Genomic DNA, 24,083 nt, shown 5'->3' with positions numbered 1-24,083 from the left:
CGGTTCGGCGAATTTTCTTCGCCGCGCTCAGGCTCAATCCGTTCCCGTGTCGCGAGAAATGCAAGATAGGCAGATGTCCCCCTTTTGTCAACACACATTTTCAACTAACGTAAGATTTTACGAAAATAGAACAATAAACCTATTTATTATTTGGTGTTAGCACAACAAGGTTGGGAATGGCAGGCCGCAAAGCCGTCATAAAAAAGAGACCTACATTGATATTTCGTCGTATGGCGAAATGTGCTTGACAATTCCCTTCTCATTTCTATATTTCGTCAGAAGACGAAATGATAGAGGCTGAGTGCCTGTAGAGATACAGGTCGGCGATTACGCCGCCCGCCGCAACCACACGAAACTGCACCATAAACAAGCCTTGGTGCAGACTGGGGAGAGAGCATGTTCAACTTCATAACCACAGTACGCGCTCTTGGCGATGAAAACCGTGCGCGCATCCTTATGGCGCTGCGCCTACGCACCTTGTGCGTGTGCGAGATCACCACCCTTCTTGGCCTTGCGGCGTCCACTACCTCCAAGCACTTGTTTCTGCTGCGTCAGGCGCGGCTCATTGAGAGCATTAAAAAAGGACGATGGGTCTATTACCGGCTGCCGCAAAATCCATTGCCAAGTATCCGGGCGGCCCTTGCGTGGACCATGAACGAACTGGCAGAAAGCCCGCAAATCGCCCAGGACGAAGCTGCGTTGCGAGGTATTACACATAACGCCGGTATCCATGACTTTTTGAAAAGCAAGCACATTCGCGTTCCGGCAGATGAGGTTGACGGCAGTGATGATAGCAACACTGCCCCCGAGGCCGACACAGATGGCGTCATTAACTAATCCCCCCATGGCCCCATACAGGAGTTATCCATGAGCCATTGCTCCGCAAAAGATCATAACCACAGCGATGGGCACGCTTGTGCCTGCAGTTCGGCGACCAGCACACTTGCTCCCATGCCCACCCAGAACACCCAGAACTGCGCCTGCTCATCCGCCGAGCCAGCCGCTCCTTGCGAGGCGACAGAAGAGGAAGAACAACACGGCTGCGGTTGCAGTTCGTGCGGCTGCCATGATCATTCACATGAGCACGGTTCTGGGGATGAGCGCCGCGAGCTTGTCATCATGGGTATATCAGCAATGCTTTTCGGCATTGGAATGGTGGCTGACGAGGCCATGGCGCGGCATATTCCCAACTGGCTCGTCATTGCTGTATTTTATGCCCTGCCGTACTTCCTTTGCGGCTATGACGTGTTGCGCCTTGGCTTACGCAGCATTTTAAAAAAGGACTTTTTTAATGAATTCACTCTGATGGGTGGGGCAACCATTGCGGCCATCGCGCTTGGGCAACTGCCTGAAGCCGTAGGGGTAATGCTCTTCTACCGCATCGGCGAATTTGTGCAGGAACGAGCGGCGGGGCATTCGCGCCGTTCAGTCAAAGCGCTTCTGGCGGCACGCCCAAGCACCACCCAAGAACTGCGTCATACCGGCACTACCCGGGACGTCCAGCCAGAAGACCTTGGCCCCGGCAGCCACATCCTTGTGCGCCCCGGCGAAAAAATCCCGCTTGACGGCACAGTGCTTGAAGGCAATTCGCAAGTGGATACCTCTCCTCTTACGGGCGAATCCGTGCCGCTACTTCTGAAGCCCGGCAGTCGCGCTCTTGCAGGCACCATCAATCTTAATGGAGCGATCCGCATGGAGGTAACCGCGGCTTTTGCCGAGTCATCCATCGCGCGGATTCTGGAAATGGTGGAAAACGCAGCTGCGCGTAAAGCCCCCACTGAGCGCTTCATCACCCGCATGGCCCGTTGGTATACCCCAGCCGTAACCGGCCTTGCTCTGCTTGTGGCAGTGGTGCCGCCCCTTATAGGGCTGGGTGATTTTTCGCAGTGGCTTTACCGCGCCCTGGTACTTCTGGTGATTTCCTGCCCCTGCGCCCTGCTCATATCCATCCCGCTCGGCTACTTTGGCGGCATAGGAGCAGCCTCCCGCCGAGGAATACTTATCAAAGGCGGCGCTGTGCTGGACAAGCTGCGCGACATTCGCGTGGCAGCCCTGGATAAAACCGGCACCCTTACCGAGGGAGTATTTGAAGTCAACGCCGTACTGCCTGCATCCGGAACAGACTCCAATGAACTGTTGCAGGCTGCTGCCCTGGCCGAGAGCCGTTCAAACCATCCCATTGCCCGCTCTGTAATCAGAGCTGCGGAAAATGCCAATATTGCCGTCGATGATTCGGCCATCACCGGGATGAATGAAATTCCTGGTAAAGGTGTTGAGGCAACCGTAGGGGACACTACCCTGCTGGCGGGAAATGCCGCCCTCATGGAAGCTTACGGCATTACACCACAAGCAGTAGACATGCCCGGCAGCATTGTTCAGGTGGCTCGCAACGGCCGCCTGCTTGGCGCACTCGTGGTTGCTGACCGCCTCAAATCACAATCGCCTGAAGCCATTGAACAACTGCGTCATCTGGGAGTGAATACCATAGCAATGCTGACTGGCGACCGTGAAGAGCAAGCCCTTCCTGTCGCCCAGAGACTCGGACTGGATGTTCTCAAAGCAGGCTTGCTGCCCGAAGGAAAAGCCGAGGCCCTTGAATCTCTTGGCCCGGTAGAAAATACCATTTTTGTGGGAGACGGCATCAACGATGCTCCTGTTCTGGCTACGGCGGGGGTGGGGGTCGCCATGGGCGGACTTGGCTCGGAAGCGGCCATTGAAACTGCCGATGTTGTAATTCTTGATGACAACCCCGCGCGTTTACCCGAACTGCTGCGTATTGCCCGCCGCACCCGCACTATTGTGTGGCAAAACATTATTATGGCTCTCGGCATCAAGAGCCTGTTCATGGGACTTGGCATCGTGGGCCTTTCCGGCCTGTGGGAAGCTGTGTTCGCAGACGTGGGCGTAGCCCTTATGGCCGTACTCAACGCAGCGCGCGCCGGAAAGATTGAATCGTAACAGATTGAACAATATAAAGAAGCCGGAGGGCAGGAAACATATTGAGATGTCCTGCCCTCCGGCTTTCATTGCACTATGATAATCTGATAATATCTGTCGCGCTCAAAGCGGTTTCAGCCTGAAACCCTCTCAACGCCATACCCCGCCTCTTCGAGAACCACGAGGGCCTGGGCCAGCCTGCCCTGCTTTACCAACACATAATCGGTAGTAAAGGTGGACATCGCAAAACCACTTTGGGCGGATGCGTATGGCAGGCGTTTTTTCAGCCAGCTCTGCCGTGTTTCTCCCTGCTTCGGATATTCGGCAGCGTAGACCCGTTTTTTTGGGGGGCTTCTCCGGAATATGACGCGGAGGGCAGGCTTCTGAGGCGCAGCTCGCCTGGTTGCCAAAAAGACGAGCGCAGCACAATGAAACGGCCTGACGGTCGCGAAGCAAACCGCACAATTCGACCTGCCCGCAGAGGCTTCCGGCTGCGAATCAGGAAAGCAGCAGTTTCATATGGGTGTAAGCCCGCGCGGTAGCCATGCGGCCACGCGGAGTACGCTTGAGAAAACCGCACTGGATAAGATACGGCTCATAAATATCTTCAATTGTACGCACTTCTTCAGAGCAGGCGACCGCCAGCGTTTTTATGCCCACAGGGCCACCGTCATAGTGTTTAATAAGCACTTCGAGCAATTTACGGTCCATCTGATCCAGGCCGTGCTCATCCACATCCATACGCTTGAGCGCAGCGGAAGCCTCATGCCCGTTCACCTGCCCATCACCGTGCACAAGCGCAAAATCTCGCACACGGCGCAGCAGCCGGTTGGCAATACGTGGCGTGCCGCGCGAACGGCGCCCTATTTCCTCTGCGCCGTCAGGCGTGATGGTCACGCCGAGGATACGGGCGGTTCGTTGCACAACGCGAGCCAGATCAGCAGAACTGTAATACTCAAGCCGTGCCACAATGCCGAAACGGTCACGCAGGGGGGAAGAAATAAGTCCCATGCGTGTGGTGGCTCCCACCAGGGTAAAGGGTTCAAGATCAATCTTTACGGTGCGGGCTGCTGGTCCCTGGCCGATAACAAGATCAAGCTTGAAATCCTCCATGGCCGGATACAGCACTTCTTCAACCGCGATGGGCATACGATGGATTTCATCAACAAAAAGAATATCGTGGCAGCCAAGATTAGTAAGAATGGCGGCCAAATCACCACTGCGCTCAAGCACCGGGCCGGAAGTGCACACAAGGTTTACGCCAAGCTCCGTGGCCATGATCTGGGCAAGCGTTGTTTTACCCAAACCGGGGTTGCCGTAAAAAAGCGTATGGTCAAGCGCCTTGCCGCGCTCACGGGCAGCGTCGAGGTAAACGCGCAGATTGGCCCGCAGGTCATCCTGACCGATAAAATCTTCCAGACTGCGCGGCCGCACGCTTTCATCAATATTGACGGCCCCCTGGGGCTGACAAGATTCCGCCATCAGGCTCTCCCCCTGGCCAGGGCCTTCAAGGCCGCCCTGAGCGCACCGGTCACATCCAGATCAGGTTCTTCATGCAGCAGTTTTTTGACCATCGGGGCGCACTCATCTTCAGCGTAGCCCAGATTGGCAAGGCCATCGAGCACATCCCTGAAGACGGATCCGGGCCTTTCGCCCGCAGAAGCCAGCACCGCAGCCTGCGGAACATCGTCTACCTTGAGTTTGTATTTGAGCTCCAGAAAAACATGTTGTGCGGTTTTTTTGCCAATACCTGAAACACGGGTGAGGGCCATCACATCTTCTTCAAACACGATGCGGCGCAGATCTTCGGGCCTGTAAATGGAAAGAATGGACAACGCGGTACGCGCCCCCACCTTGGATATGGATATAAGAACCTCAAAGGTCTGCCGCTCTTCAAAAGTGGCAAAACCGAAAAGCTCAAGCGCGTCTTCACGTACGGCGAGACAGGTATACAGGGCGAGGTGCTCTCCCCGGCCTGGCAGACCGCACAAGGTGTGCGCGGGCAAGGCCACTGCATAGCCCACGCCACTTTCGGTAATGAGCAGGCAGGTGTTGCCCCATGTTTCGGCCAGGCGGCCTTCAAGATAGGCTATCATGGATTCCTTGCGGGTCAGATGGATAATACCGGCGGCGCGCCCCACAGGTGCGCACGCCGCAGCCAGCATAACCGAATGCCCCGTTTTTTCAAATAGGCCCCACCGGGCGTCAACCGCCGATGCCTACCATTTGCCTGGCGGCCACTTCGTCTCCGGAGCGGTTTGCCAGCAATTCCGCCCCCACAGGTTTTTCGGTGCAGGCCTTACGTATGACCTGCTCAATATCGGCATCTGTCATGGCAGGGTCCCGCAAAAGAGAGCGCAAGGCATACTCCCTGTCATCAAAAAGACAGGTGCGCAAATGGCCGTCGCTGGTGAGGCGCAGCCGATTGCATGAACCGCAAAAATGGCAACTGACAGCCGTGATAAACCCAAGGCGCCCCTTGCCTCCCTCCACCCGGAACATCCGGGCGGGGCCAGCCTCAGCCTTGTCTTCTTTTTCGGGGACAAGGCGTACCCGGCGCTCCGCTTCAGTGCGGATATCCGCAGCCGACCAGAACGTGCCGGCATTCCAAAGTGTTCCGCTGCCCATAGGCATAAATTCAATAAAACGCAGGTCAATGGGCATGGTTTGTACCGCGTGGACAAAGTCATCCATCTGCCCGTCATTAACGCCCCGCATGGCCACGGCGTTCACCTTTACCCTGATGCCCGCAGAGAGCAGCCTGTCCAGTGCCGACAGCACCGCAGGCTGCATGTCACGCCCCGTAACCTTGGCGAAGGTTTCCCGGTCAAAGCTGTCCAGAGACAAATTGACGACTTTGACTCCTACCTGGCGCAACAGGGGAATATGTGGTTCAAGCAAGGTTCCGTTTGTAGTAAGGCGCAGGTCCATATCCGGAAAACGCGAATGCAGCATATGCAAAAAGCCATCGCAGCCTTTTCGCGCGAACGGCTCCCCCCCGGTCAGACGCACCTTGGTCACGCCCAGGCGGGCCATAATGCCGACCATACGCGCCATTTCCTCATACCGCAGCACCTGCGGATGCGGAATACAGGTCTGCCTGGCATTGCTGCAGCAGTACATGCAGCGCAAATTACAGCGGTCCGTAACGGAAAGACGTAAATAGCGCACAACACGGCCATGCCCGTCCACCAGAGGCTCAGGAGCAGAAAAACCTGCCCGCTCGCAAGCTGCCCCCACGCCTTCTTCAACATCATGCCTGTTGCCAAGAAGCGGAAATGGATTTACATCTGCCTGCATGAAATACCTGCTTATGGGAGCGGCCCTTGCGGGCAGCCTGAGTTTTTCCCTGTGTGTCCCCCCGGAAATCCGGGCTTGGGATGGTTTTGACGCTGCCTCCACCGACCTTGTAGAAGTAAACCCCGACCGTGTACCTTCGCCGGGCGAAACAGTGGATGTGCGCAACTATGACACTGACACCACAGAAACCTGCCTGGTGGAAAGCGTTTCTCGCAATGCACGCACGGTGGAACTGGTAGTACGAACCACTGCGGGGGCAACCCGCACCCTTGTGATGGAGGGACGGTAAAAAATATGCGGGAAGCGGCCGCTCAGGCCGCCCCCCCCGAACCTTACTGGCTGATTCCGCCGTCCGCGCCGCGTTCGTAGCCGGGCAGCAGAATACTGGCGCTTTCAGCCTGTCCCTGCCCCTTGGGGCATTCGGACTGAAGGTGACAGATTTCGCAGCCGCCGCGAAAAGGAAAGTGCGTAACAACAGCATAGCGGCGCGTAAGCACCGACGAACCAGGCCTGTATTCAAGCCCCATTTTTTCCAGAGCCGCGCGCAGGGCTTCCGTGGGCCGGGGCGATGGGGCACAGCCGGCATCCTCTACCTGAGGCAGCATGGCCTGCACAGCACTCATGCACATAAACTGGGCGAGATTGTTGATCATAAACCCGTCAGATGCAGATTTTTCCCAAGCTTCGTCCACATCGACCTCGATGGCTTCCGGCAGCCAGACCGCAAGATACGATATCTTGCCCGTGGAAATTTCACACACCTTCAGTTGCGGCAGCCACTGGCCCCACAACTCGACCAGGCGCTCCAGCACCGCTCCCCCGAGGCGTTTCTCCTGGCTCATGACCATGAAGCCTTCCATATCAAAATAGGGCTGGATGTCGTGTGTCTTTACACTGGCCTCGCCGCCCGCACTGTTAACCTCGCTCACATGCGCTCCTTGGAAGAAAAATACGCGGCAACACGCCGCCAAAGCAATACGCCCACATCCGTCAACAAGACGTGCGCGCTCCCCGCCTGATAGTTTAACCAAGGGACGGGCATCGTCAAGGGCCTGCACGCAAATACCGCCGGCTTCACATAAGCGTCCCACCATATGCAGGCTGCTGCGGGTCTGTCTTTTTCGCGGCTTTGCGCGCCCCTGACCGCCATACCCGGCTTTACTTGGCAGGACAGCTTTTTTATCATATGCCTTTGCCCCATACGTCATGAAACGAAGAAAAGGAATCCGTATGAACAAAGCCAACGCACATCCCGCCAAAATCCGCTACAGGTACAAAATGGACGAAGACGCCCGCCTGCAAACGGCCCACGGCGTATGGGGGGGCATCAATCCCCAGGGTGAAATAGAAATGAATTTTTATCATGAAAGCGATTCACTGCCCGCTTTTTCCGAACAGATTGTAGCTGCTGACGGCTCCATCGGACACGAGATGATCCCGGGTGAGGAAGATGCGCGTGAAGTTACCCGCTGCATCCACAGTCGCATCCTGCTCAATTACCATACCGCGCGCGCCGTGCTGGACTGGCTGGAAGACCGCGTGGCCGCCCTGGAAGAAGAAGAGGCCGCCGGCATGTATGAGGCAGACCTGGACATTGAACAATAGCAGCCATGATCGAAAAATCTTACCATATCATTACGTTTGGCTGCCAGATGAACGTGCATGACTCCCAGTGGCTGGGTCGTGCCCTTGCAGCTCGCGGTTTTGTTGAAGCTTCACTTGAAGATGCCCAGGTGGTGGTGGTCAATACCTGTTCAGTGCGTGAAAAACCGGAGCAAAAGGTTATGAGCGCCCTTGGCCGCATTCGCCAGGTTACCGGCGGCAACCCCAATGTGCTGGTGGGGGTGGCAGGCTGCGTGGCGCAACAGTTGGGTGAAGCGTTTTTCAACAAAGAAAGCCAGGTGCGCCTGGTGGCGGGCAGCGACGGCATAAGCGGCGCACCCGCGGCAATCGAGCGCCTGCTGGAAGAGCCGGGCCTGCATTTGTCATTGCTGGATTTCACCAGCCACTATGTTGAACGCGAGGCTGGCCCGGAAACATCCGAATCCGCTTCCGGCCCAGTGGCCTTTGTCAACATCATGCAAGGCTGCGACAATTTTTGCGCATATTGTATTGTTCCCTTTACCCGTGGGCGTCAAAAATCGCGCTCTGCTGCCGCCATCCTTGATGAGTGCCGCGCCGTGCTTGACCGGGGGGCGCGCGACATCACCCTTCTGGGCCAAAACGTCAACGCTTTCGGCCAGGATAAAAGCGGCGACGGCACAAGCTTTGCGCAGCTTTTACGCCAGGTGGCCGGGCTGCCTGGGCTCGAACGCCTGCGCTATGTGACACCGCACCCCAAGGATATGGGACCGGAAGATGTGGCCGTTTTCACGGAACTGCCTCAGCTGTGCCCCCGTTTGCACCTTCCCCTGCAGGCCGGGTCAGATGCGGTGCTCAAGAGCATGCGCCGCCGGTACGACAGTGCGGCCTTTATGCACCTGGTGGACGACCTGCGCGCCGCAAGACCGGACCTCGCCCTGTCCACTGACCTGATTGTGGCTTTTCCCGGTGAAACGGAAGAAGATTTTCAGGCTACGCTTGCCATGATGCGTGCATGCAACTTCATGTCCAGCTTTTCTTTCATATATTCCGACAGGCCTGGAGCCAGAGCGGCTCTTTTTCCCGATAAAATCGCTCCGGACGTGGCCCAGGACAGACTGTTGCGGCTTCAGGCCCTTCAGGACGATCTGGGAGCACGCTGGCTGGCGGCACGGGTTGAAAACCGGGACAAAACAACCCTGCTCATGGAAGGCCCAAGCCCCAAGCCGGGCGAAAGCACCGAGCCGAGCTGGCAGGGACGTGACCCGTACGGAGTGCCGGTGCATGTACCGTTGCCCGCCGGGGTTGATCACACAGGGCGTCTGGTGCAAGCAGTCATTACAGAGGCCAAGAAGCACAGCCTGCTGGCCGTGCGCACGGGGGAGCCATGGTAGAGATGCGCGTTTTCGGCCTGACCATTGACCCGCAGACCAAAACCCCCATCGTGATACTGCGCGAAATGGAAGGAGAAACAGTACTGCCCGTATGGGTGGGAGCTATGGAAGCCATGGCCGTTTCGCTTGTGCTCAATCAAGAAAGCCTGCCCCGGCCCCTTACGCACGACCTTTTGCTCATGACACTGAAGGCGCTTAAGGCCGGGCTTGTCAAAGTGGAAATCACCGATCTCAAGGAAGGAGTATTTTTTGCCCTGCTGGTGCTGCAAGGCCCCGGCGGGCGCGTGCGTGTGGACTGCCGCCCTTCGGATGCCATCGCCCTGGCCATGCGGGCCGAAGCGCCCATCATGGTCAACGAAGACGTGCTGCGTCGTGCCGCTGAAGCTCAGGAAAAGGCCGAACAACGCCTGCATGAGGAAGTTCTTTCCCCTGTGCCTGACGCCGCTACCGACATGGTGCGCAAAGCCGGGGCACGCAAAGAGGCAGACATGCTGCATAGCCGGCTGCTGCACGGCACGGTTCTGCCTGATAATATTGATCCGGAAGAAGAACGCCGCTTTCGTGAAATGCTGCGTTCGCTTGAACCCATTTCACGTCGCAAGATGTAGGCGACCGGCTTTTCCACAAGCTTTCTAGAAAACTTTCAACACTCTATAACACGAGGTTTTTATTTACTTAACAGGTGAAAGCACTTCACGTCCCGGCCTAAAGCTTTTTAGCTCCGCTCCGATAGGCTGCCTAGTGGGGAAGAAACATATGCTGGACTATCGCCTGTTCAAAGAAATTAATGATCTCTTCGCCGCGGGGTACCACGACAAGGCACGGCGGCTGCTCATGGAAGTGCAGTCACGCGGCATTGCCCTGCACGATGAAATAAGCATGCTCAGGGCACGCCTGAAAAATCTGGAAGATGCCATCTGTCTTGCCGAAACCCTGACCCTTGAAAAAGGGTTTTACTGGCTGTCTGCCGGCGGTTTGCGCCAGGGACCATTTTGCCCCCGCTGCTACGAATACGAAGGCGGACTCATTCGCCTGGAGCGCGCTCGCGGCTCCCTGCGCTGCCCCTATTGCCACGCCACATATCAGGGAGTTCAAAATGAGGCGGAATACAGCAGCAATGCTGCGGGCGGGCATGCCCGCATTATCCCTTTTGCCCGCTGAGGGCCTTGCCTATGCGGCATCATCCCTGTAGCATTCAGTACAGGAGCATGGCGGCAACGGCCCCTTCGCCTCCAGGAATTCCCCTGTCCGCCAAGGAATGACATGATCCGCCCCGCCGGCCTGAACATACTCCTTCTCTGCGAAAACGAATCGCTGACGAGCCTTGACCGCCGCGCCCTGCGAGATGCCGGAGCCGGCCGGGTTGAATGCATGACCTCAGGTATAGATGCCGCCCGCATGCTGGCAGGCCTTGATACTTCCGGCCCTGGCTTCACGCCTGACATCGTGGTCTGTTCCCAAAAATTGGCAGATATGGATGGTGAACAGTTTTGCGCCATCCTGCGGTTGCACCCCCTGCTTCTCGGACTGCCCATTCTTCTTCTGCTGCCCAATGACAGTGAGGCCGAGCAACTCAGAACTCTCGGTTGTGGAGCCAGCGCCCTTCTTGCGCGCCCCTATTCCATCAATGTGCTGAAAGCACATCTGGATTCGCTTGCCGCCACAGCATCAGGTACGCAACAACTCCAGACCGCACGGCAATACACGGATACCAGCGCCTTTGATCAGGCTCTTGATACCTATGGGATGCTGCTCAAGCCAGTGCGCCAGCCCGAGGATTATTTTCGCGTAGGCATGCAGTGCCTGCAACAGCGGCAGTGGAATACGGCCATCAACGCTTTTCAACGCGCTCTGGGCGGAGCCCTTATCCAGGGGCAGGCTCAGCTCGGCATGGCCGTGGCCTGGAAGGGCAAGGGCGATATGGCCCGCTATCGGCACTACCTTGGCCTTGCCGCAGCTACCTTTGTTCGCGCCAAAAACTGGCATCGCGCGCGGGCCGTCTACGCGGGGCTGCTCCGGGAAGACCCCGAAGCAAAAAATCCTTTTCTGTCCGAATCGTTTCAGCTTATGCGGCAGGAAAAATACGATGAGGCCGCAGAAGTCCTGTCCCACGGGCATGAACTTACCCCCCGTCGCCAAATGACTGAACGTCTGGCGCAAACCTGCCTGAGCGCCGACCAGCCGCAGCACATGCTGGAAAAACTGGAGAACAGTCTTGGCCGCATCATGGGGGACGCCGCCGGAACACTGGCTGACGACATACGGGCCAATCTGGAAGACCTGGCCCGCCAGCAGGAAGAAAAACGCCGACAGGAAGCGGCGGAAACGCAGTGGCGCGCCACGCGCCAGGCGGCCCGGCAGCGTGAAAATGCCGAACAGGCTGAAGCCGTCAGGGCAATGGGGAGCTCGCAAACCGCAGAAGCCATTGCAGGCAGGTCCGGCAGCACCACAGCCAACACCGCTTCCCGGGCAGCCTCCGTGGATGCGTTGCCCCACGAAACAAGCTTTCCTCCAATGCCTGTTCTGCCGTGGGGGCATGATCCGAACCAGGGGGGAGTAACGCGTTCCGTGCAAACGCCCTCAGACGCCCGGCAGCATGCACTGGGCAACGACACGCTTGAAGAAAGCAGTGTGGAGCCGCTTCTGGAGCCTTTGAGTGAAGCCGAAGGGACAAGCGGCATGTTCAGCAGCAAACCAGGGCTCAACGAACTGTTGTCCGTAATGAAATATACCTGGAAAATGGCCCGCCGCCGCAAGCAGTAGTCTTTCCCTACCAGTCGGCGCACCTGTTTACGACAATCCGTCGGACAGGCTGTCCTGCCTCATCGCCGTATGCGGCTGAACACCGCCTGCGGTGCAAGACCGTGCAGAAAGCGCACTCGCGACAGATAACACAAGGCGCCGAAGCCCAAAGCCACAATATAGGCAATCCAGAAGCCCTCAGCTCCCAGATGCGGCACAATGATATTGGTGCGGGCCAGGGTAAAGCCCAGGGGCAGGCCAATGATCCAATAGGCAATAAAACAGATGACGGAAATGACACGCGTATCGTTGTAGCCGCGCAAAATCCCTATCCCTGTGACCTGAAGGCCGTCCACCACCTGATAGGCCGCCTGAAAAAGCAACAGGTGCACGGCCAAGGCAGTTACTTCCGGGTTGTCCGTATAAATGCGCACGATGCTCTGTCGGAACAATATGGTGATGGCAGCGATTATCAGGGCAAAAACGACGCTGAGCACAAGGGCCGTACGCGCGGCCATTTTGGCCCGCTCCAGGTCCTGCGCGCCCAGGCAGCGCCCCACGCGGATCGTCACGGTCATACAAAGAGAAAGCGGAACCATAAAGGCCAGTGAGCCGAAATTGAGGGCAATCTGGTGTCCGGCCACCATGACGGTTCCCAGAGGGGCCAGCAAAATGGCGCTGAGAGCGAAAAGTGAAACCTCAAAAAACAAGGCCAGAGCACCAGGCATGCCGATACGTAAAATCCGCCAGATCAGGGGAGCATCAAAGCGCGGCAGGCAGGTTTCATGCGCGTCACGGGCAGAGTTCCCTGCCGCTTTGCTGCAGTTACGCCAAAGCGGCATAAATAATGGGCGCACCTGGGCACACTGCGGGTCCCGGTGCAAATAAAAAAGCATGCCGAGAGCCATAGACCAAAAACTTATGGCCGTGGCTACCCCACAGCCAACGCCGCCCAGCTCAGGCATGCCGAATTTGCCGTAAATAAAAATAAAGTTACAAGGTATATTTACGGTCAGGCCAAGCATACCGATGAGCATGGCTGGCCGGGTGCGGGCAAAACCCTCAAGAAAGCTGCGCAAGTTCACAAACAGCATGAAGCCCGGCAGCCCCCACATAATGGCCCGCAAAAACCCTCCGGAAATGTGCGCCATTTCCGGACTCAGGCCAAAGGACTCCATATTCCAGGAAATTGTATAAAAAAGGCTCATCAGAAGGATGCTCAGCCCCAGGGTCAGCCATAACCCCTGCCGCAAAAAATGGGCCGCCTTTTCAGGTCTGCCCGCCCCAACAACCTGTGCGCTCAGGGGCGGCAAAGCCAGCAGGCAGCCGACGCCCAGTAAAGATATGGGAACCCACACGCTGCTGCCAACGGCCACAGCGGCCATATGCTCGGCGCTATACTGCCCGGCCATGGCAGTATCAACGAATGTCATGCCGGTCTGTGAAAGCTGCGCAATAAAAATCGGCAGGCCGATACTGTAAAAACGGCGGGCTTCTGCAAAAGAAAAATATTTCTGGAACATGAGATATGGGGGTTGGAGGTGGTTTGCGAAGCGCAACGGCAAGACGGCCGCAAAGTCCGAATGCGGCATGTTTTCAGTAGACCTTAGCGCAGAAACAGCCCTTCTGCCGGCAGTGTTTTTCCCGAGAGCTCCGCAGCCCGGCCGACAAGATGCTCAATGGCCGAACGCCCTTCGCCGCCAAGATCAAGGCTGAAGTTCGTCACAAATGTTTTTATATGCGCCTGTGTAACGCTGTCTGCCATTTCCTGCGCATGCGCACGCACATACTGCCTTGAGGCCTCGGGATGCGCGTTGGCGTGTGCCAGACTGCCGGTTATGGCTCCCTGTATGCGCCGTGCCAACGGCAACGGCACATCGCGCCGCACAGCAATGGCTCCCAGCGGCAGAGGCAGATGAAATTCGCTTTCCCACCATTGGCCCAGATCAAGCACCCTGGTCAGGCCCAGTTTTTCGTAAGTAAAGCGTCCTTCATGGATAACAAGTCCCATGTCCGCCTCACCGTTCGCCACGGCGGGCATTACATCACTGAAAAGCATTTCACGTCGCGGCCCCTGAAAGCCGCCATGCAAGGTAAGCAGAAGGTTGGCAGTGGTCAACATCCCCGGCACTGCCACAGTGGCGTTTTTCCAATCCTGGGGCGAGAGTTTCTTTCGCGCAACAACCAGTGGCCCGCATCCCCAGCCAAGAGCAGCGCCGGAAGACAGCAGGGCATAGTTATCCATAACTTCAGCCACCACCCCTAGGGAGAGTTTGGTGACTTCAAGCTGTCCCCGGCGGGCAAGAGTATTCAGCTCTTCCACATCAGCCATGTGCGGTTTCAAGGCTGCCGGAGCTGGCACAAGACCGTGCAGCAAAGCGTGAAAAATATAGGTATCATTGGGACAGGGCGAAAGCCCCAATCCCATGGACTGGAAACTGTTTTGTGGAAAAACTGAAGACATGGACTCCTCACATTGACAGCTTGCGGCGGGCGGCCTACTCTGCTTGCGGCCTTTCCGGCCCAATCAACCCCACAGGATTTCATCATGTTAGACGCTGCATACTACGCCGCACTGGGCCTTTCGTCCATCCATGAAAAGGTGCTTTCAGGGCAGCGGCTGAGCTTTGAAGACGGCCTTACCCTGTTCCGTTGCCCCGACATTACCGCCGTGGGAGCGCTGGCTCTGCACGTGCGCTGCCGTTTGCACGGACACAAGGCTTTTTACGTGGTAAACCGGCAGATCAACTATACCAACGTTTGTGTCAACGGATGTACGTTTTGCGCTTTCCGGCGGGATGAAGAAAACGAAGCAGGCGCTTTTGCCCTGAGCCTTGATGACGTGCTGGACCGCCTGCGCGATGCGGACTCTACCCCGCTCCATCTTGACGAACTGCACATAGTGGGCGGCTGCCACCCCACGCGACCTCTTGCGTGGTTTGAAGACATGATCCGCGCCGTACGGCGTTTTAACCCCAACTTGCCTGTAAAAGCTTTTACGGCTGTGGAAATTGAGCACTTTTCACGGCTTGAAGGCATCAGCACCCTTGAGGTTCTCCGGCGGCTTCAGGCAGCCGGGCTGGTCATGATGCCTGGCGGCGGCGCAGAAATATTTGATGAAGAGCTGCGCCCGCAGATCTGTCCTCACAAGGCCGATGCCACCGCATGGTTGCGCATTTCCGGCGAGGCGCACAGCCTGGGCATCAAGACCAACTGCACCATGCTCTACGGCCACCTGGAAACCTACGAACACCGTATCGACCACCTGTGCCGCCTGCGTGAGCAGCAGGATAAAAGCGGTGGCTTCACCTGCTTTATTCCTCTGCCCTTCCTCACAGAAAACAGCCGCCTCAAGCTACCGGAAGACAAAATCGGCCCACAGCGCGGCCTCGACCAGTTGCGCACGGTGGCTGTCTCCCGTCTTATGCTGGACAATATCCCCCACCTCAAAGCCTACTGGATAATGATGGGCCACAAGCTTGCCCCTCTGGCTTTGTGGTACGGCGCCGATGATCTGGACGGAACCATCATTGAAGAGCGTATCGGCCATATGGCTGGTGCCCAGTCGGCGCAAGGCATGACCATTGCCGAGCTGGAGCATGTCATTCGCGCCTCGGGCTTTACGCCTGTTCGCCGCAATGCCACGTTTAACACCCTTGATACCGATAGTCCGGAGGCGCGCCAGTGAGCACCTTTATCCCCGCACACAGCCCCTTTGCCATGCATGACGGACAAAATCAGGATTTTGCCGATGTGCGCGAAGCTGCCGCCCTGGCCGCAGCCGGTCAGCGGCTTGACCGCTGCACCGCAGAAACCCTGTATTACAAGGCCGACCTGCATACCCTCGCACAGCTTGCCCATGCCATGCGTATGCGCCTGCATCCTGACCCAGTTGTCACATATGTTGGCGACCGCAACATCAATTATTCAAACGTGTGCGTATGCGCCTGTCGATTCTGCGCTTTTTTCCGCGCCCCGGACCACGAAGACTGCTATGTCATAAGCCGGGATGAAATGAGCCGTAAAGTGGAAGAAACACTGGCCCTCGGCGGCACACAGATACTGCTTCAGGGCGGTCATCACCCCGACCTGCCACTGGAGTGGTATGAAGACCTTTTGCGCTGGCTGCGACAGACATGGCCGCAACTGCATATTCATGCCTTTTCACCGCCGGAAATATTCTTTTGGGCTGAAAAATTCAATATTTCTGTCACCGAAGTGCTGTGCCGCCTGAAAGAGGCCGGTCTGCATTCCCTGCCGGGCGGCGGGGCTGAAATTCTGCATACAGGCGTACGCGCCCAGGTTTCACCCAATAAATGCACGGCTGAGCAATGGCTTGGTGTTATGGAAGAAGCGCACAAACTGGGGCTGCGCACCACCGCCACAATGATGTTCGGCCATGAGGAAGAAGCCTCGCACAGGTTGGACCATCTTTTTGCCGTGCGTGAGGTGCAGGATCGCACCCACGGGTTCACCGCATTCATCCCCTGGACCTTCCAGCCTGCCCACACACGCATTGAGGTAAACCCCTTACCTGCCCCGGCCTACTTGCGCCTGCTGGCGATTTCGCGCCTTGTGCTGGACAACGTGGCCAACATCCAGGCCTCCTGGGTGACCATGGGGCCACAGGTGGCCCAGTTGGCTCTTTTTTACGGGGCCAACGACTTCGGATCCCTGATGATCGAAGAAAACGTGGTGGCTGCGGCAGGCGTGTCCTATCACATGAGCCGGGCCGATATTCACAAGGTCATCCACGCTGCGGGCTTCACCCCCATACAGCGCACCATGGACTACAGGGCTGTAGACCCGCAACCGGATGTGAAGCTGTAACAGGACGGGCCATAGCGGAAAAAAGGCGCGTCCGGGCGTTTTGCCATTGCAGGCAAACCTTTCCGCACCGGATTTTGCGGCGTTTGCACACCAGGCAGACGCCGCTCACTTCAGCAAGGGTATCACCATGACCAGTGTCACACCGCAGCCCGTGCTGCGCATGGGCCGCATAGGCTATCTCAATGTGCTGCCCATCTATCATCCCCTGGAAGCGGGCCTGTTGCCTCACGATTTTGAACTGGTATCCGGGCCACCAGCCCTGCTCAACAACATGATGGCTCGCGGCGAACTGCACGTTTCGTCCACTTCCTGCTTTGAATACGCCTGTCGCCCCGAACGCTACTATCTGGTGGAAGACCTTTCCATTGGCTCACGCGGGCCGGTCATGAGCGTGCTGCTGCTCTCCCGCGTGCCTTTGGACCAGCTGAACGGTGCAGAAATTCTCATCAGCGGGGAAACGCATACTTCTGTAGCCCTGCTGCGGCTGCTCATGCGCGACCGCTACAAGCTTGACGTGAGCTATACCACAGGACAGGTCACCCCTGCCGTGCGCAGCAGCAACCCGCCCGCTGCATTTCTGGCCATCGGCGACGAGGCCCTGCGGCTGCGCAATCATCCGGACTATCCCTACCGTCTTGACCTGGCCGAGGCGTGGCGTGACTGGACAGGTCTGCCTTTTATTTTCGGCTTGTGGGTAGTGAGCCGCGCAGCGGCAGATGCAGGTCTGTTTACCAGCGATCCTGGCGAGCTGTTGCGACAGGGGCGAAGCTGGAGCTTTGCCAATATGGATGTGATCCTTGACCTGACAGCCCACGGCTGCCCGCTGAATCGGGACGAACTGGCCTTTTACTACAGCAAGGGGCTTGTCTACAGCCTGGGCGAAGAAGAACAGCGCGGCCTTATGCTTTTTTACGAAAAACTGGCTGCCGCCGGGATGATCCCTTCTGCGCCGCCACTGGAATTTTTCAGTCTGTAGCCCGGCGCAAAACATCCGTTGACTGTCCCAGACCAGTTCCGTCAGGCCCGACCTTTCAGACCCTGCTTGCTCTGCCCGACAGACACGAACGACATTGTTTATTGTAAAACATGACAAAAGAGGCTCCCTGCCACAGCAGGGAGCCTCTTTCATGAAAGACCTGGCATAAAGGCAGATGAACGTCTGCCTACGACAGTTTTTTCGCCAGCAGTTCGTTCACAAGGGCCGGATTGGCCTTGCCCTTGGTAGCGCGCATGATCTGGCCCACAAAAAAACTGATGAGCTTGGTTTTACCGCCCCTGTAGGCTTCCACCTCGGCAGGATTGGCCGCAATAACCGCGTCCACGGCTTCTTCCAGTGCCGAAGAATCGGATATCTGCACAAGCCCCTTTTCTTTCACATAGCTTTCGGGCATGGCGCCTGTTTCAAACAGGTCTCCAAAAATATCATTGGCAATCTTGGAGCTGATCAGCCCCTGGTCCACAATGCGCACCAGTTCTGCCAGCGCTTCGGGCTTCATGTTCCATGCGGCCGGATCCGCCGCACTGACGCCTCTGCTGTTGCATTCGCGCAGCAACGGGCCAAGCATGAAGTTTGCCGCCTTGCGGGCGTCAGAAAGACCGGCTGCGGCTTCAAAAAAATCCGCCAGGCCACGGCTTTGCACCAGCACTTCAACTTCCGCAGCGGGCAAGCCTGTCATCTCCACAAAACGCGCGGCCCTGACCTTGGGCAGCTCGGGCAGTTCGGCTTTCCAGCGTTCCATGTCCGACTCGGAAATCTCTATGGGCAGGATGTCCGGGTCAGGGAAGTAGCGGTAATCGTGCGCCTCTTCCTTGCTGCGCATGGAGGCGGTAATATTTTTTACCGCATCGTAAAGGCGTGTTTCCTGTATGATTTTTTCACCATCATCCAGAAGGTCCTGCTGACGCGCCATTTCGCATTCAATAGCGCGCTGCACGTTACGGAACGAATTGAGGTTTTTCAGTTCCGTGCGGGTGCCGAACTCCTTCGCCCCCACAGGCCGCAAAGAGACGTTGGCATCACAGCGAAAACTGCCTTCTTCCATATTACCGTCGCACACGCCAAGGTAGGTGACGATGGCATACAGGTCCTTGAGATAGGTTACAGCTTCAGCCGCGGAACGCATATCAGGATCAGAGACAATTTCCACCAGCGGCGTACCAGCCCGGTTCAGGTCCACGTAGCTAATGTTTTCTCCCTGAGCATGGATGTTCTTGCCCGCGTCATTTTCCATATGAATGCGGGTAATGCCCACCCTTTTGCACACACCGTCCACTTCAATGTCCAGATGCCCGTGCTCGCAGATGGGCAGTTCAAACTGCGATATCTGATACCCTGCGGGCAAGTCCGGATAAAAATAGTTTTTGCGCGCAAAAATGGAGCGCGAATTGATGGTGCAGCCTGTAGCCAGGCCCATCAGTGTGGCGAAATGTATGGCTTGTCCGTTCGGCACGGGCAAAGATCCGGGCATGCCGGAACACACTTCGCACACATTGGAGTTCGGAGGCTGGCCGAAGGTTGTCGGGCAGGAACAGAACAGTTTGGAGGCCGTGGCCAGTTGCACATGCACTTCCAGGCCGATAACGGCTTCATAAGCGGCCATAAGTCAACTCACTCCCTGTAAAGTAATCAGCTCTGATGAGGAATGCTCGCGTCAAAATACTTGCCCACCCCGTATTCTCCCCTGCGGAAGAAAAGTCTGGGTTCAGGGCCAATGAGCTGCATCTCACGGTTTTTACTCTGCACATCAAGCGCGATGCGCATTTCTTTGGTGCAGCCCGTCGAATAGGTAGAATCTTTTCCAGACCATTGCGGAGGTACTTTTCGTCCCAACAGGGCAAAGCTTTCCTCAATATCTTCAACTGTCTGAAAACGCCACACATCTATGAGGCCGCTGCGTTGCACGCGCTCCCACATATACATGAGGTCATCCCCGTCCATGCCTTCGATAAAATGCTCGGCGGGGTTGATAATCAAAATATTATCCATTTTTTTGCGCAGATTGTCTACAAAAGCATGCACAAGGCTGATGGCGGTTGACGTTTCACCGGGTATGCTGCCGATAACGCAACTGTAGAACATGATGGTCCGCCCGTGGCTCTTGGCTTCGCGCATGCCCGCGATGATGGTTTCGGCCTGGGCCGCAATGGCGTCTTCACTGAATTTGCGCGCCCCGTGAGCATGCTTGCGCAACTTGATATGAAAGCCGTTGCTGTCACGCCAGTAACAGACAATATCGCGTGTAAATTCCTGGCTGGTCCCCAGCAGCACATCCGCCGCGCGCCAGCCTTTGCCGAGGATCAGGTCCGCCTCTTTCCAGGCACGTGAAAACGTGACCGACACACGGTACAGGTTAAGCCTTTCGCGTGTGCCGTCACCGATTACCACAAGCCGGTGCTCGCGCAGATGCCGTAACAATTCGTTCTTGCTCAATTTGTTTTGCCGCAAGACGATACCACCGCGCAGCCAGGGCCTGAGTGACGGATCTGTTTCCACATCATCAAGCGTAGGTGCAAAAAAATAAAAACCGGACTTTACCGCAAAAATAACCCTGTGTCCCATACGGATAAGGCTTTGCGCCATAACAAGGTCAAACAAAACGCCGCCGTCAGCATCACATAAAAACAGCACCGTCCCCGCACGTCCGGCATTGGCCTCAAAATACAGGCGCAAGCTTTCACAGTCTGTCTGGGCTTCTTCCATAGCCCTGCGTACTTCCTCGTCAGTGGGCCGTTTTGCAAGCCAGTCACGTGACATGGCCGAAAGGCAAAGCAATCGCGCCATCTCCACATAATCCATACTGCGGCGCGCGGCGGAGATTCCCTTGGGCATCGGTCCAACCGGCATGGCTTCGAGATTTTCGTGAATTTCGGGCAGTGCCAGCGTTTCCTGCTGACTGCAGGTTGATTCGCGGCGACGCTCTTCCCACGGGTCGTCTGTCATATGCCCCTGGGCCAGCACAAGGCTGGTCATCCGCTTGACCAAACGCGATGGAATCAGAGTATGCTGCGCAATATACTGTGAAAAACGGTAACGGCAAAATTGCAAAATACGCCTCTGCTGCGCCTTGTCAGGAACAAACGAGCGCACCAGCCGCGCGATAATGCGCCACGAGCGGTTATATTGATTGCGCAGCTCGGCTGAAGGTGTTCCGGCACAGAGCATTGAAAACGTGGCATCCGAACAGGGCAGATACACCTGATCCTGATCCATGTGCACCATAAAAGCCATCTGTTCCGGGCTTGCGATGATGTCGGGATTCATGCGGTACGCAAGATTGTTATCCATGAGCATGCTGTACAGCCATGCGTCAAAACGGACATTCTGCCCCAGACGGATATCGCACACCTTTGCAGGCGCAAGAGCTTTGTTCACGGCATTTCCCCCGTACAGTTCCCCACAGATCCCTGCAAGACAAACCCCCTACTGCGCAGACGCTCAAAAAAACATGTGCCTTCTCCCATAAAACGCACTGCCGCAGGCAGGCCGGAAATGCGCACAAGATCGTCTTTTTTCAGCTTATGCCCTTCCTGACCGTCCACCGTAAGATAGCAGTCCGTGGAGCCGCGCAAAATCTGAAGCTCTATGTCTGTTGATCCAGGAAAAACCATGGGGGAAATAGTATTCAGAAAAGGACACACGGGCGTGAATCCAATGGCGTCCATGACAGGATACAGTAGCGGGCCGCCAGCGGATACGCTGTAGCCCGAACTGCCCACAGGTGTGCACAATATGATGCCGTCGCTGCGCAACGACCCCATACGCTGCCCGTCAACCCAGATATCAAGGCAAACCAGCCTGGACAGGGATCCGCGGCTGACAACCACGTCGTTAACCGCCGCTCCGGCCTGAATCTCTTCGCCGTCACGCACAAGCGACCATCTCAGCGCCATACAGGAGCGGACTGGCTCGTGTCCGTCCAGACATTCGACAAGCTTTTCCCGCCAGTTTTCCGGCTGGGCGTCTGTGAGAAAGCCCACACGCCCGAAGTTGATACCCAGCACCGGCACATCACTGCCCACAAGGCGCCGGGCTACCCCGAGCATGGTGCCGTCACCGCCAAGCACCACAACAAAGTCAAGGTCATCCGTGCAAAAGGGAGAGTCCTGTCCGGCCTCTACCAGATGTGCTTTGTGACCACGCTCTTCAAGCCACTCACGAATTTCTTCGCCCAGTTGGGCGGCACGTTCGTGGCGGGCCTTGCAGACCAGTAGAATGTGGCGCTTGAGTTGATTTTGCATAAGGTGACAATTTACGTTATCAAGGCTCTTATCGCAAGCCCGCCGGCCTTGCTTGTCAGGGCCGGCGCTTTGACATATGAACAGAAACTTCCTAGCTAAAATTACATAACAAGGCCGCAGCAGCCATGAACGACAGCGCTCTTGATATCATAACCGCCCATGCGCGTGACGGCGCCCGGCTGAGAGAAACTTTTTTTACGGAACAAGCGCCTGTGCTGCGGGAAACAGCCCTGCGCATTGCAGCCTGCCTGGCTCAAGGCGGAAAAATCCTGCTCTGTGGCAATGGCGGCAGCGCGGCAGACGCGCAACACCTTGCGGCGGAGTTTGTGAACCGCTTTCTTGTAGACAGGCCTGCCCTGCCTGCCCTGGCCCTTACCACCGACACCTCGGCCCTTACCGCCATTGCCAATGATATGGACTTCAGCCAGGTGTTTTCACGCCAGGTGGAGGCGCTGGGCCGTAAGGGAGACATTCTTGTAGGAATATCCACATCCGGCAACAGCCCCAATGTACTGGCCGCCCTAGAGGCTGCCCGCCGGATAGGCATGCTTACGTTGGGCTTTACGGGCAGGGGCGGAGGGCGTATGGCCCAGCTCTGCCATATGCTTGTGGACGTGGCAAATCCGAGCACCCCACTTATACAGGAAATTCACATTACTGCCGGACATTTACTGTGCCAGCTGACGGATTATTACCTTTTTGAAAATGTGGCGGCACTTGCGCCTTATTTGCACGCAGACACCGTAAACGAGGATTGATCATGCCCATCTATGAGTACAGTTGCGAAAAATGCAGCCGAGATTTCGAAGAACTGGTTTTTGACGATGCTTCTCCGGCTTGCCCGCATTGCGGCTCTCACGCAACCCACAAGCTCATGTCATGCTGCGCCCACCACGGCGGCGGCTCTCACCCGGGCGACTACACGCCCACGTCCGGCGGCGGTGGCGGCTGCGCCGGTTGTTCCGGCGGCAACTGCGCAAGCTGCGGGCATTAGGCGGTACCATCATGCGTAACACCCTCACCATTGCTACACGCGGCAGCCGTCTGGCCCTTTGGCAGGCCGAACACGTCAAAAACTGTCTTCAGGCCATCAGGCCTGGCCTTGAGGTTCGCCTTAATGTCATAAAAACCAAAGGGGACATCATTCTTGATGTTCCACTGGCAAAGGTTGGCGGCAAGGGACTCTTTGTCAAGGAAATTGAAGAAGCCCTACTCAACGACGAGGCGGACCTGGCCGTTCACAGCATGAAAGACGTGCCTATGGAGCTGCCTGAAGGGTTGATCCTCGGCTGCGTGCCCCCGCGTGAAGACCCTACAGACTGTCTGCTTTCGCACAAATATGATTCTGTAGCGGCCCTGCCCCCCAACGCCTGCGTAGGCACAAGCAGCCTGCGCCGCCAGTCCCAGTTGCTGGCCCAGCGGCCGGACCTGCGCATTGAAAGCCTGCGCGGCAATGTGGATACGCGTCTGCGCAAACTGCAAGAAGGCATGTATGACGCCATCATCCTCGCCTCTGCGGGCCTGAGCCGGCTGGAGCTTTCCGCGCCACACATGCACGCTCTTGACCCGCACACCTTTCTGCCCGCAGTGGGCCAGGGGGCGCTGGGTATTGAATGCCGTGAAAACGATTATGAACTTTTCACCTTGCTTGCAGAGATGGAAGACAGCGCTACCCGTGTATGCGTTGAGGCCGAACGTGGGTTTCTGGCCGGGCTTGAAGGCGGCTGCCAGGTTCCCATTGCCGGCCACGCCCGCTTGCTGGACGATGAGACCCTTCGCCTCGAAGGCCTGGTGGCCGAAGTTGACGGCAGCCGCATTTTGCGTTGCAGCAAGGACGGACACACCTCTCAGGCACGCCGGTGGGGCCTTGAACTTGCCGAGGAAATTCTTGAGCAGGGCGGCAAAGGCATTCTTGAAAAACTTTATCGTCAGTCATAGGTATACCACATAGATATGTCCAAAATCTCCCCCTTGCCCGAGTCCAGACTGCATGCTGCCATGGACCCTGCCCGTATCCCCTGGGACGACAGCCAGGCTATTCCTCCGCTGCGCAACGGGCGC

General features: G+C 57.0%; 23 protein-coding genes. 14 read left to right on the top strand and 9 right to left on the bottom strand.

Features of this window, described 5'->3' with window-relative positions:
• The first annotated feature begins 396 nt into the window (after positions 1-396).
• Positions 397-837, top strand: a complete 441-nt coding sequence (locus tag QZ377_RS11000) for a metalloregulator ArsR/SmtB family transcription factor (RefSeq protein ID WP_291441187.1) — start codon at positions 397-399, stop codon at positions 835-837.
• A 30-nt stretch (positions 838-867) separates the two neighbouring features.
• Positions 868-2,958, top strand: coding sequence for a heavy metal translocating P-type ATPase (locus QZ377_RS10995; protein ID WP_291441186.1), 2,091 nt, complete (start codon positions 868-870; stop codon positions 2,956-2,958).
• A 477-nt stretch (positions 2,959-3,435) separates the two neighbouring features.
• Here the strand turns inward: QZ377_RS10995 and ruvB are convergent, their stop codons facing one another.
• The 3 genes from ruvB to moaA all read right to left on the bottom strand — a co-directional run bounded on the left by ruvB (position 3,436) and on the right by moaA (position 6,237).
• Positions 3,436-4,419: a Holliday junction branch migration DNA helicase RuvB gene (gene ruvB, locus QZ377_RS10990; protein WP_291441185.1), complete on the bottom strand. Its 984-nt coding sequence runs from the start codon at positions 4,417-4,419 to the stop codon at positions 3,436-3,438.
• Positions 4,419-5,033: a Holliday junction branch migration protein RuvA gene (gene ruvA, locus QZ377_RS10985; RefSeq protein WP_291441189.1), complete on the bottom strand. Its 615-nt coding sequence runs from the start codon at positions 5,031-5,033 to the stop codon at positions 4,419-4,421. The genes ruvB and ruvA overlap by 1 nt, the downstream gene beginning before the upstream one ends.
• A gap of 109 nt (positions 5,034-5,142) precedes the next feature.
• Positions 5,143-6,237: a GTP 3',8-cyclase MoaA gene (gene moaA / locus QZ377_RS10980; RefSeq protein WP_291441184.1), complete on the bottom strand. Its 1,095-nt coding sequence runs from the start codon at positions 6,235-6,237 to the stop codon at positions 5,143-5,145.
• On the opposite strand from moaA, the gene QZ377_RS10975 reads away from it, so the two are divergent.
• The gene (locus tag QZ377_RS10975) at positions 6,236-6,526 is read left to right on the top strand and encodes a DUF5334 domain-containing protein (RefSeq protein ID WP_291441183.1); all 291 of its coding nucleotides are present in this window, start codon (positions 6,236-6,238) and stop codon (positions 6,524-6,526) included. The two genes, moaA and QZ377_RS10975, sit on opposite strands and share 2 nt — an antisense overlap.
• A gap of 43 nt (positions 6,527-6,569) precedes the next feature.
• Here the strand turns inward: QZ377_RS10975 and QZ377_RS10970 are convergent, their stop codons facing one another.
• Entirely contained in the window at positions 6,570-7,166 is a 597-nt protein-coding gene (locus tag QZ377_RS10970; RefSeq protein WP_291441182.1) for a hypothetical protein, read from the bottom strand.
• A 301-nt stretch (positions 7,167-7,467) separates the two neighbouring features.
• Here QZ377_RS10970 and QZ377_RS10965 point away from each other — a divergent pair, with 301 nt between their 5' ends.
• The 5 genes from QZ377_RS10965 to QZ377_RS10945 all read left to right on the top strand — a co-directional run bounded on the left by QZ377_RS10965 (position 7,468) and on the right by QZ377_RS10945 (position 11,975).
• On the top strand, positions 7,468-7,842 hold the full coding sequence (locus QZ377_RS10965) for a hypothetical protein (protein WP_291441181.1): 375 nt from the start codon (positions 7,468-7,470) through the stop codon (positions 7,840-7,842).
• Between the two features lie 5 nt (positions 7,843-7,847).
• Positions 7,848-9,212, top strand: a complete 1,365-nt coding sequence (gene miaB, locus QZ377_RS10960; RefSeq protein ID WP_291441180.1) for a tRNA (N6-isopentenyl adenosine(37)-C2)-methylthiotransferase MiaB — start codon at positions 7,848-7,850, stop codon at positions 9,210-9,212.
• Entirely contained in the window at positions 9,206-9,820 is a 615-nt protein-coding gene (locus tag QZ377_RS10955; RefSeq protein ID WP_291441179.1) for a bifunctional nuclease family protein, read from the top strand. The genes miaB and QZ377_RS10955 overlap by 7 nt, the downstream gene beginning before the upstream one ends.
• A gap of 148 nt (positions 9,821-9,968) precedes the next feature.
• Positions 9,969-10,373 carry a hypothetical protein gene (locus QZ377_RS10950; protein WP_291441178.1) on the top strand — a complete coding sequence of 135 codons (405 nt, stop codon included), beginning with the start codon at positions 9,969-9,971 and terminating at the stop codon, positions 10,371-10,373.
• A gap of 102 nt (positions 10,374-10,475) precedes the next feature.
• Complete coding sequence (locus QZ377_RS10945) at positions 10,476-11,975, top strand: histidine kinase (protein WP_291441177.1); 1,500 nt, start codon at positions 10,476-10,478, stop codon at positions 11,973-11,975.
• A 59-nt stretch (positions 11,976-12,034) separates the two neighbouring features.
• Here QZ377_RS10945 and QZ377_RS10940 read toward each other — a convergent pair whose 3' ends face one another.
• Entirely contained in the window at positions 12,035-13,477 is a 1,443-nt protein-coding gene (locus QZ377_RS10940) for an MATE family efflux transporter (RefSeq protein WP_291441176.1), read from the bottom strand.
• Positions 13,478-13,560: 83 nt separating this feature from the next.
• A complete protein-coding gene (locus QZ377_RS10935; protein WP_291441175.1) occupies positions 13,561-14,418 on the bottom strand; it encodes a 1,4-dihydroxy-6-naphthoate synthase in 858 nt (285 codons plus the stop codon).
• 84 nt (positions 14,419-14,502) lie between these two features.
• On the opposite strand from QZ377_RS10935, the gene mqnE reads away from it, so the two are divergent.
• From mqnE to QZ377_RS10920, 3 genes are all read left to right on the top strand, one after another.
• The gene (gene mqnE / locus QZ377_RS10930; protein WP_291441174.1) at positions 14,503-15,642 is read left to right on the top strand and encodes an aminofutalosine synthase MqnE; all 1,140 of its coding nucleotides are present in this window, start codon (positions 14,503-14,505) and stop codon (positions 15,640-15,642) included.
• A gap of 32 nt (positions 15,643-15,674) precedes the next feature.
• Positions 15,675-16,784: a cyclic dehypoxanthinyl futalosine synthase gene (mqnC, locus tag QZ377_RS10925; RefSeq protein ID WP_291441188.1), complete on the top strand. Its 1,110-nt coding sequence runs from the start codon at positions 15,675-15,677 to the stop codon at positions 16,782-16,784.
• A 127-nt stretch (positions 16,785-16,911) separates the two neighbouring features.
• Entirely contained in the window at positions 16,912-17,760 is an 849-nt protein-coding gene (locus QZ377_RS10920; RefSeq protein ID WP_291441173.1) for a menaquinone biosynthesis protein, read from the top strand.
• 187 nt (positions 17,761-17,947) lie between these two features.
• Here QZ377_RS10920 and gatB read toward each other — a convergent pair whose 3' ends face one another.
• Genes gatB through QZ377_RS10905 form a run of 3 tightly spaced genes read right to left on the bottom strand, consistent with a single transcriptional unit; the run spans position 17,948 to position 22,022 of the window.
• Complete coding sequence (gene gatB, locus QZ377_RS10915) at positions 17,948-19,384, bottom strand: Asp-tRNA(Asn)/Glu-tRNA(Gln) amidotransferase subunit GatB (RefSeq protein WP_291441172.1); 1,437 nt, start codon at positions 19,382-19,384, stop codon at positions 17,948-17,950.
• A 26-nt stretch (positions 19,385-19,410) separates the two neighbouring features.
• Positions 19,411-21,156, bottom strand: coding sequence for an ARMT1-like domain-containing protein (locus QZ377_RS10910; RefSeq protein ID WP_291441171.1), 1,746 nt, complete (start codon positions 21,154-21,156; stop codon positions 19,411-19,413).
• The gene (locus QZ377_RS10905) at positions 21,153-22,022 is read right to left on the bottom strand and encodes an NAD(+)/NADH kinase (protein WP_291441170.1); all 870 of its coding nucleotides are present in this window, start codon (positions 22,020-22,022) and stop codon (positions 21,153-21,155) included. Before QZ377_RS10905 ends, QZ377_RS10910 begins: the two co-directional genes overlap by 4 nt.
• A gap of 125 nt (positions 22,023-22,147) precedes the next feature.
• On the opposite strand from QZ377_RS10905, the gene QZ377_RS10900 reads away from it, so the two are divergent.
• Genes QZ377_RS10900 through hemC form a run of 3 tightly spaced genes read left to right on the top strand, consistent with a single transcriptional unit; the run spans position 22,148 to position 23,960 of the window.
• Positions 22,148-22,780, top strand: coding sequence for a D-sedoheptulose 7-phosphate isomerase (locus tag QZ377_RS10900; protein WP_291441169.1), 633 nt, complete (start codon positions 22,148-22,150; stop codon positions 22,778-22,780).
• A 2-nt stretch (positions 22,781-22,782) separates the two neighbouring features.
• Positions 22,783-23,016 (top strand): zinc ribbon domain-containing protein, encoded by a 234-nt coding sequence (locus tag QZ377_RS10895; protein WP_291441168.1) that lies wholly within the window; start codon positions 22,783-22,785, stop codon positions 23,014-23,016.
• Between the two features lie 11 nt (positions 23,017-23,027).
• Positions 23,028-23,960, top strand: a complete 933-nt coding sequence (gene hemC, locus QZ377_RS10890; protein ID WP_291441167.1) for a hydroxymethylbilane synthase — start codon at positions 23,028-23,030, stop codon at positions 23,958-23,960.
• The last annotated feature ends 123 nt before the right edge of the window (positions 23,961-24,083 follow it).

Source organism: Desulfovibrio sp. (assembly GCF_019424165.1).
GTDB lineage: Bacteria > Desulfobacterota > Desulfovibrionia > Desulfovibrionales > Desulfovibrionaceae > Desulfovibrio.
The sequence above is the reverse complement of the archived record's forward strand: the minus strand, read 5'-3'. Positions and strand labels throughout refer to the sequence as shown.

Excerpts from the sequence above, each read along its gene's own strand:
- QZ377_RS11000 (WP_291441187.1), top strand. The coding sequence starts at position 397 with ATGTTCAACTTCATAACCACAGTACGCGCTCTTGGCGATGAAAACCGT.
- QZ377_RS10995 (WP_291441186.1), top strand. The coding sequence starts at position 868 with ATGAGCCATTGCTCCGCAAAAGATCATAACCACAGCGATGGGCACGCT.
- ruvB (WP_291441185.1), bottom strand. The coding sequence starts at position 4,419 with ATGGCGGAATCTTGTCAGCCCCAGGGGGCCGTCAATATTGATGAAAGC.
- ruvA (WP_291441189.1), bottom strand. The coding sequence starts at position 5,033 with ATGATAGCCTATCTTGAAGGCCGCCTGGCCGAAACATGGGGCAACACC.
- QZ377_RS10975 (WP_291441183.1), top strand. The coding sequence starts at position 6,236 with ATGAAATACCTGCTTATGGGAGCGGCCCTTGCGGGCAGCCTGAGTTTT.
- moaA (WP_291441184.1), bottom strand. The coding sequence starts at position 6,237 with ATGCAGGCAGATGTAAATCCATTTCCGCTTCTTGGCAACAGGCATGAT.
- QZ377_RS10965 (WP_291441181.1), top strand. The coding sequence starts at position 7,468 with ATGAACAAAGCCAACGCACATCCCGCCAAAATCCGCTACAGGTACAAA.
- miaB (WP_291441180.1), top strand. The coding sequence starts at position 7,848 with ATGATCGAAAAATCTTACCATATCATTACGTTTGGCTGCCAGATGAAC.
- QZ377_RS10955 (WP_291441179.1), top strand. The coding sequence starts at position 9,206 with ATGGTAGAGATGCGCGTTTTCGGCCTGACCATTGACCCGCAGACCAAA.
- QZ377_RS10950 (WP_291441178.1), top strand. The coding sequence starts at position 9,969 with ATGCTGGACTATCGCCTGTTCAAAGAAATTAATGATCTCTTCGCCGCG.
- QZ377_RS10945 (WP_291441177.1), top strand. The coding sequence starts at position 10,476 with ATGATCCGCCCCGCCGGCCTGAACATACTCCTTCTCTGCGAAAACGAA.
- QZ377_RS10940 (WP_291441176.1), bottom strand. The coding sequence starts at position 13,477 with ATGTTCCAGAAATATTTTTCTTTTGCAGAAGCCCGCCGTTTTTACAGT.
- QZ377_RS10935 (WP_291441175.1), bottom strand. The coding sequence starts at position 14,418 with ATGTCTTCAGTTTTTCCACAAAACAGTTTCCAGTCCATGGGATTGGGG.
- mqnE (WP_291441174.1), top strand. The coding sequence starts at position 14,503 with ATGTTAGACGCTGCATACTACGCCGCACTGGGCCTTTCGTCCATCCAT.
- mqnC (WP_291441188.1), top strand. The coding sequence starts at position 15,675 with ATGCATGACGGACAAAATCAGGATTTTGCCGATGTGCGCGAAGCTGCC.
- QZ377_RS10920 (WP_291441173.1), top strand. The coding sequence starts at position 16,912 with ATGACCAGTGTCACACCGCAGCCCGTGCTGCGCATGGGCCGCATAGGC.
- gatB (WP_291441172.1), bottom strand. The coding sequence starts at position 19,384 with ATGGCCGCTTATGAAGCCGTTATCGGCCTGGAAGTGCATGTGCAACTG.
- QZ377_RS10905 (WP_291441170.1), bottom strand. The coding sequence starts at position 22,022 with ATGCAAAATCAACTCAAGCGCCACATTCTACTGGTCTGCAAGGCCCGC.
- QZ377_RS10900 (WP_291441169.1), top strand. The coding sequence starts at position 22,148 with ATGAACGACAGCGCTCTTGATATCATAACCGCCCATGCGCGTGACGGC.
- QZ377_RS10895 (WP_291441168.1), top strand. The coding sequence starts at position 22,783 with ATGCCCATCTATGAGTACAGTTGCGAAAAATGCAGCCGAGATTTCGAA.
- hemC (WP_291441167.1), top strand. The coding sequence starts at position 23,028 with ATGCGTAACACCCTCACCATTGCTACACGCGGCAGCCGTCTGGCCCTT.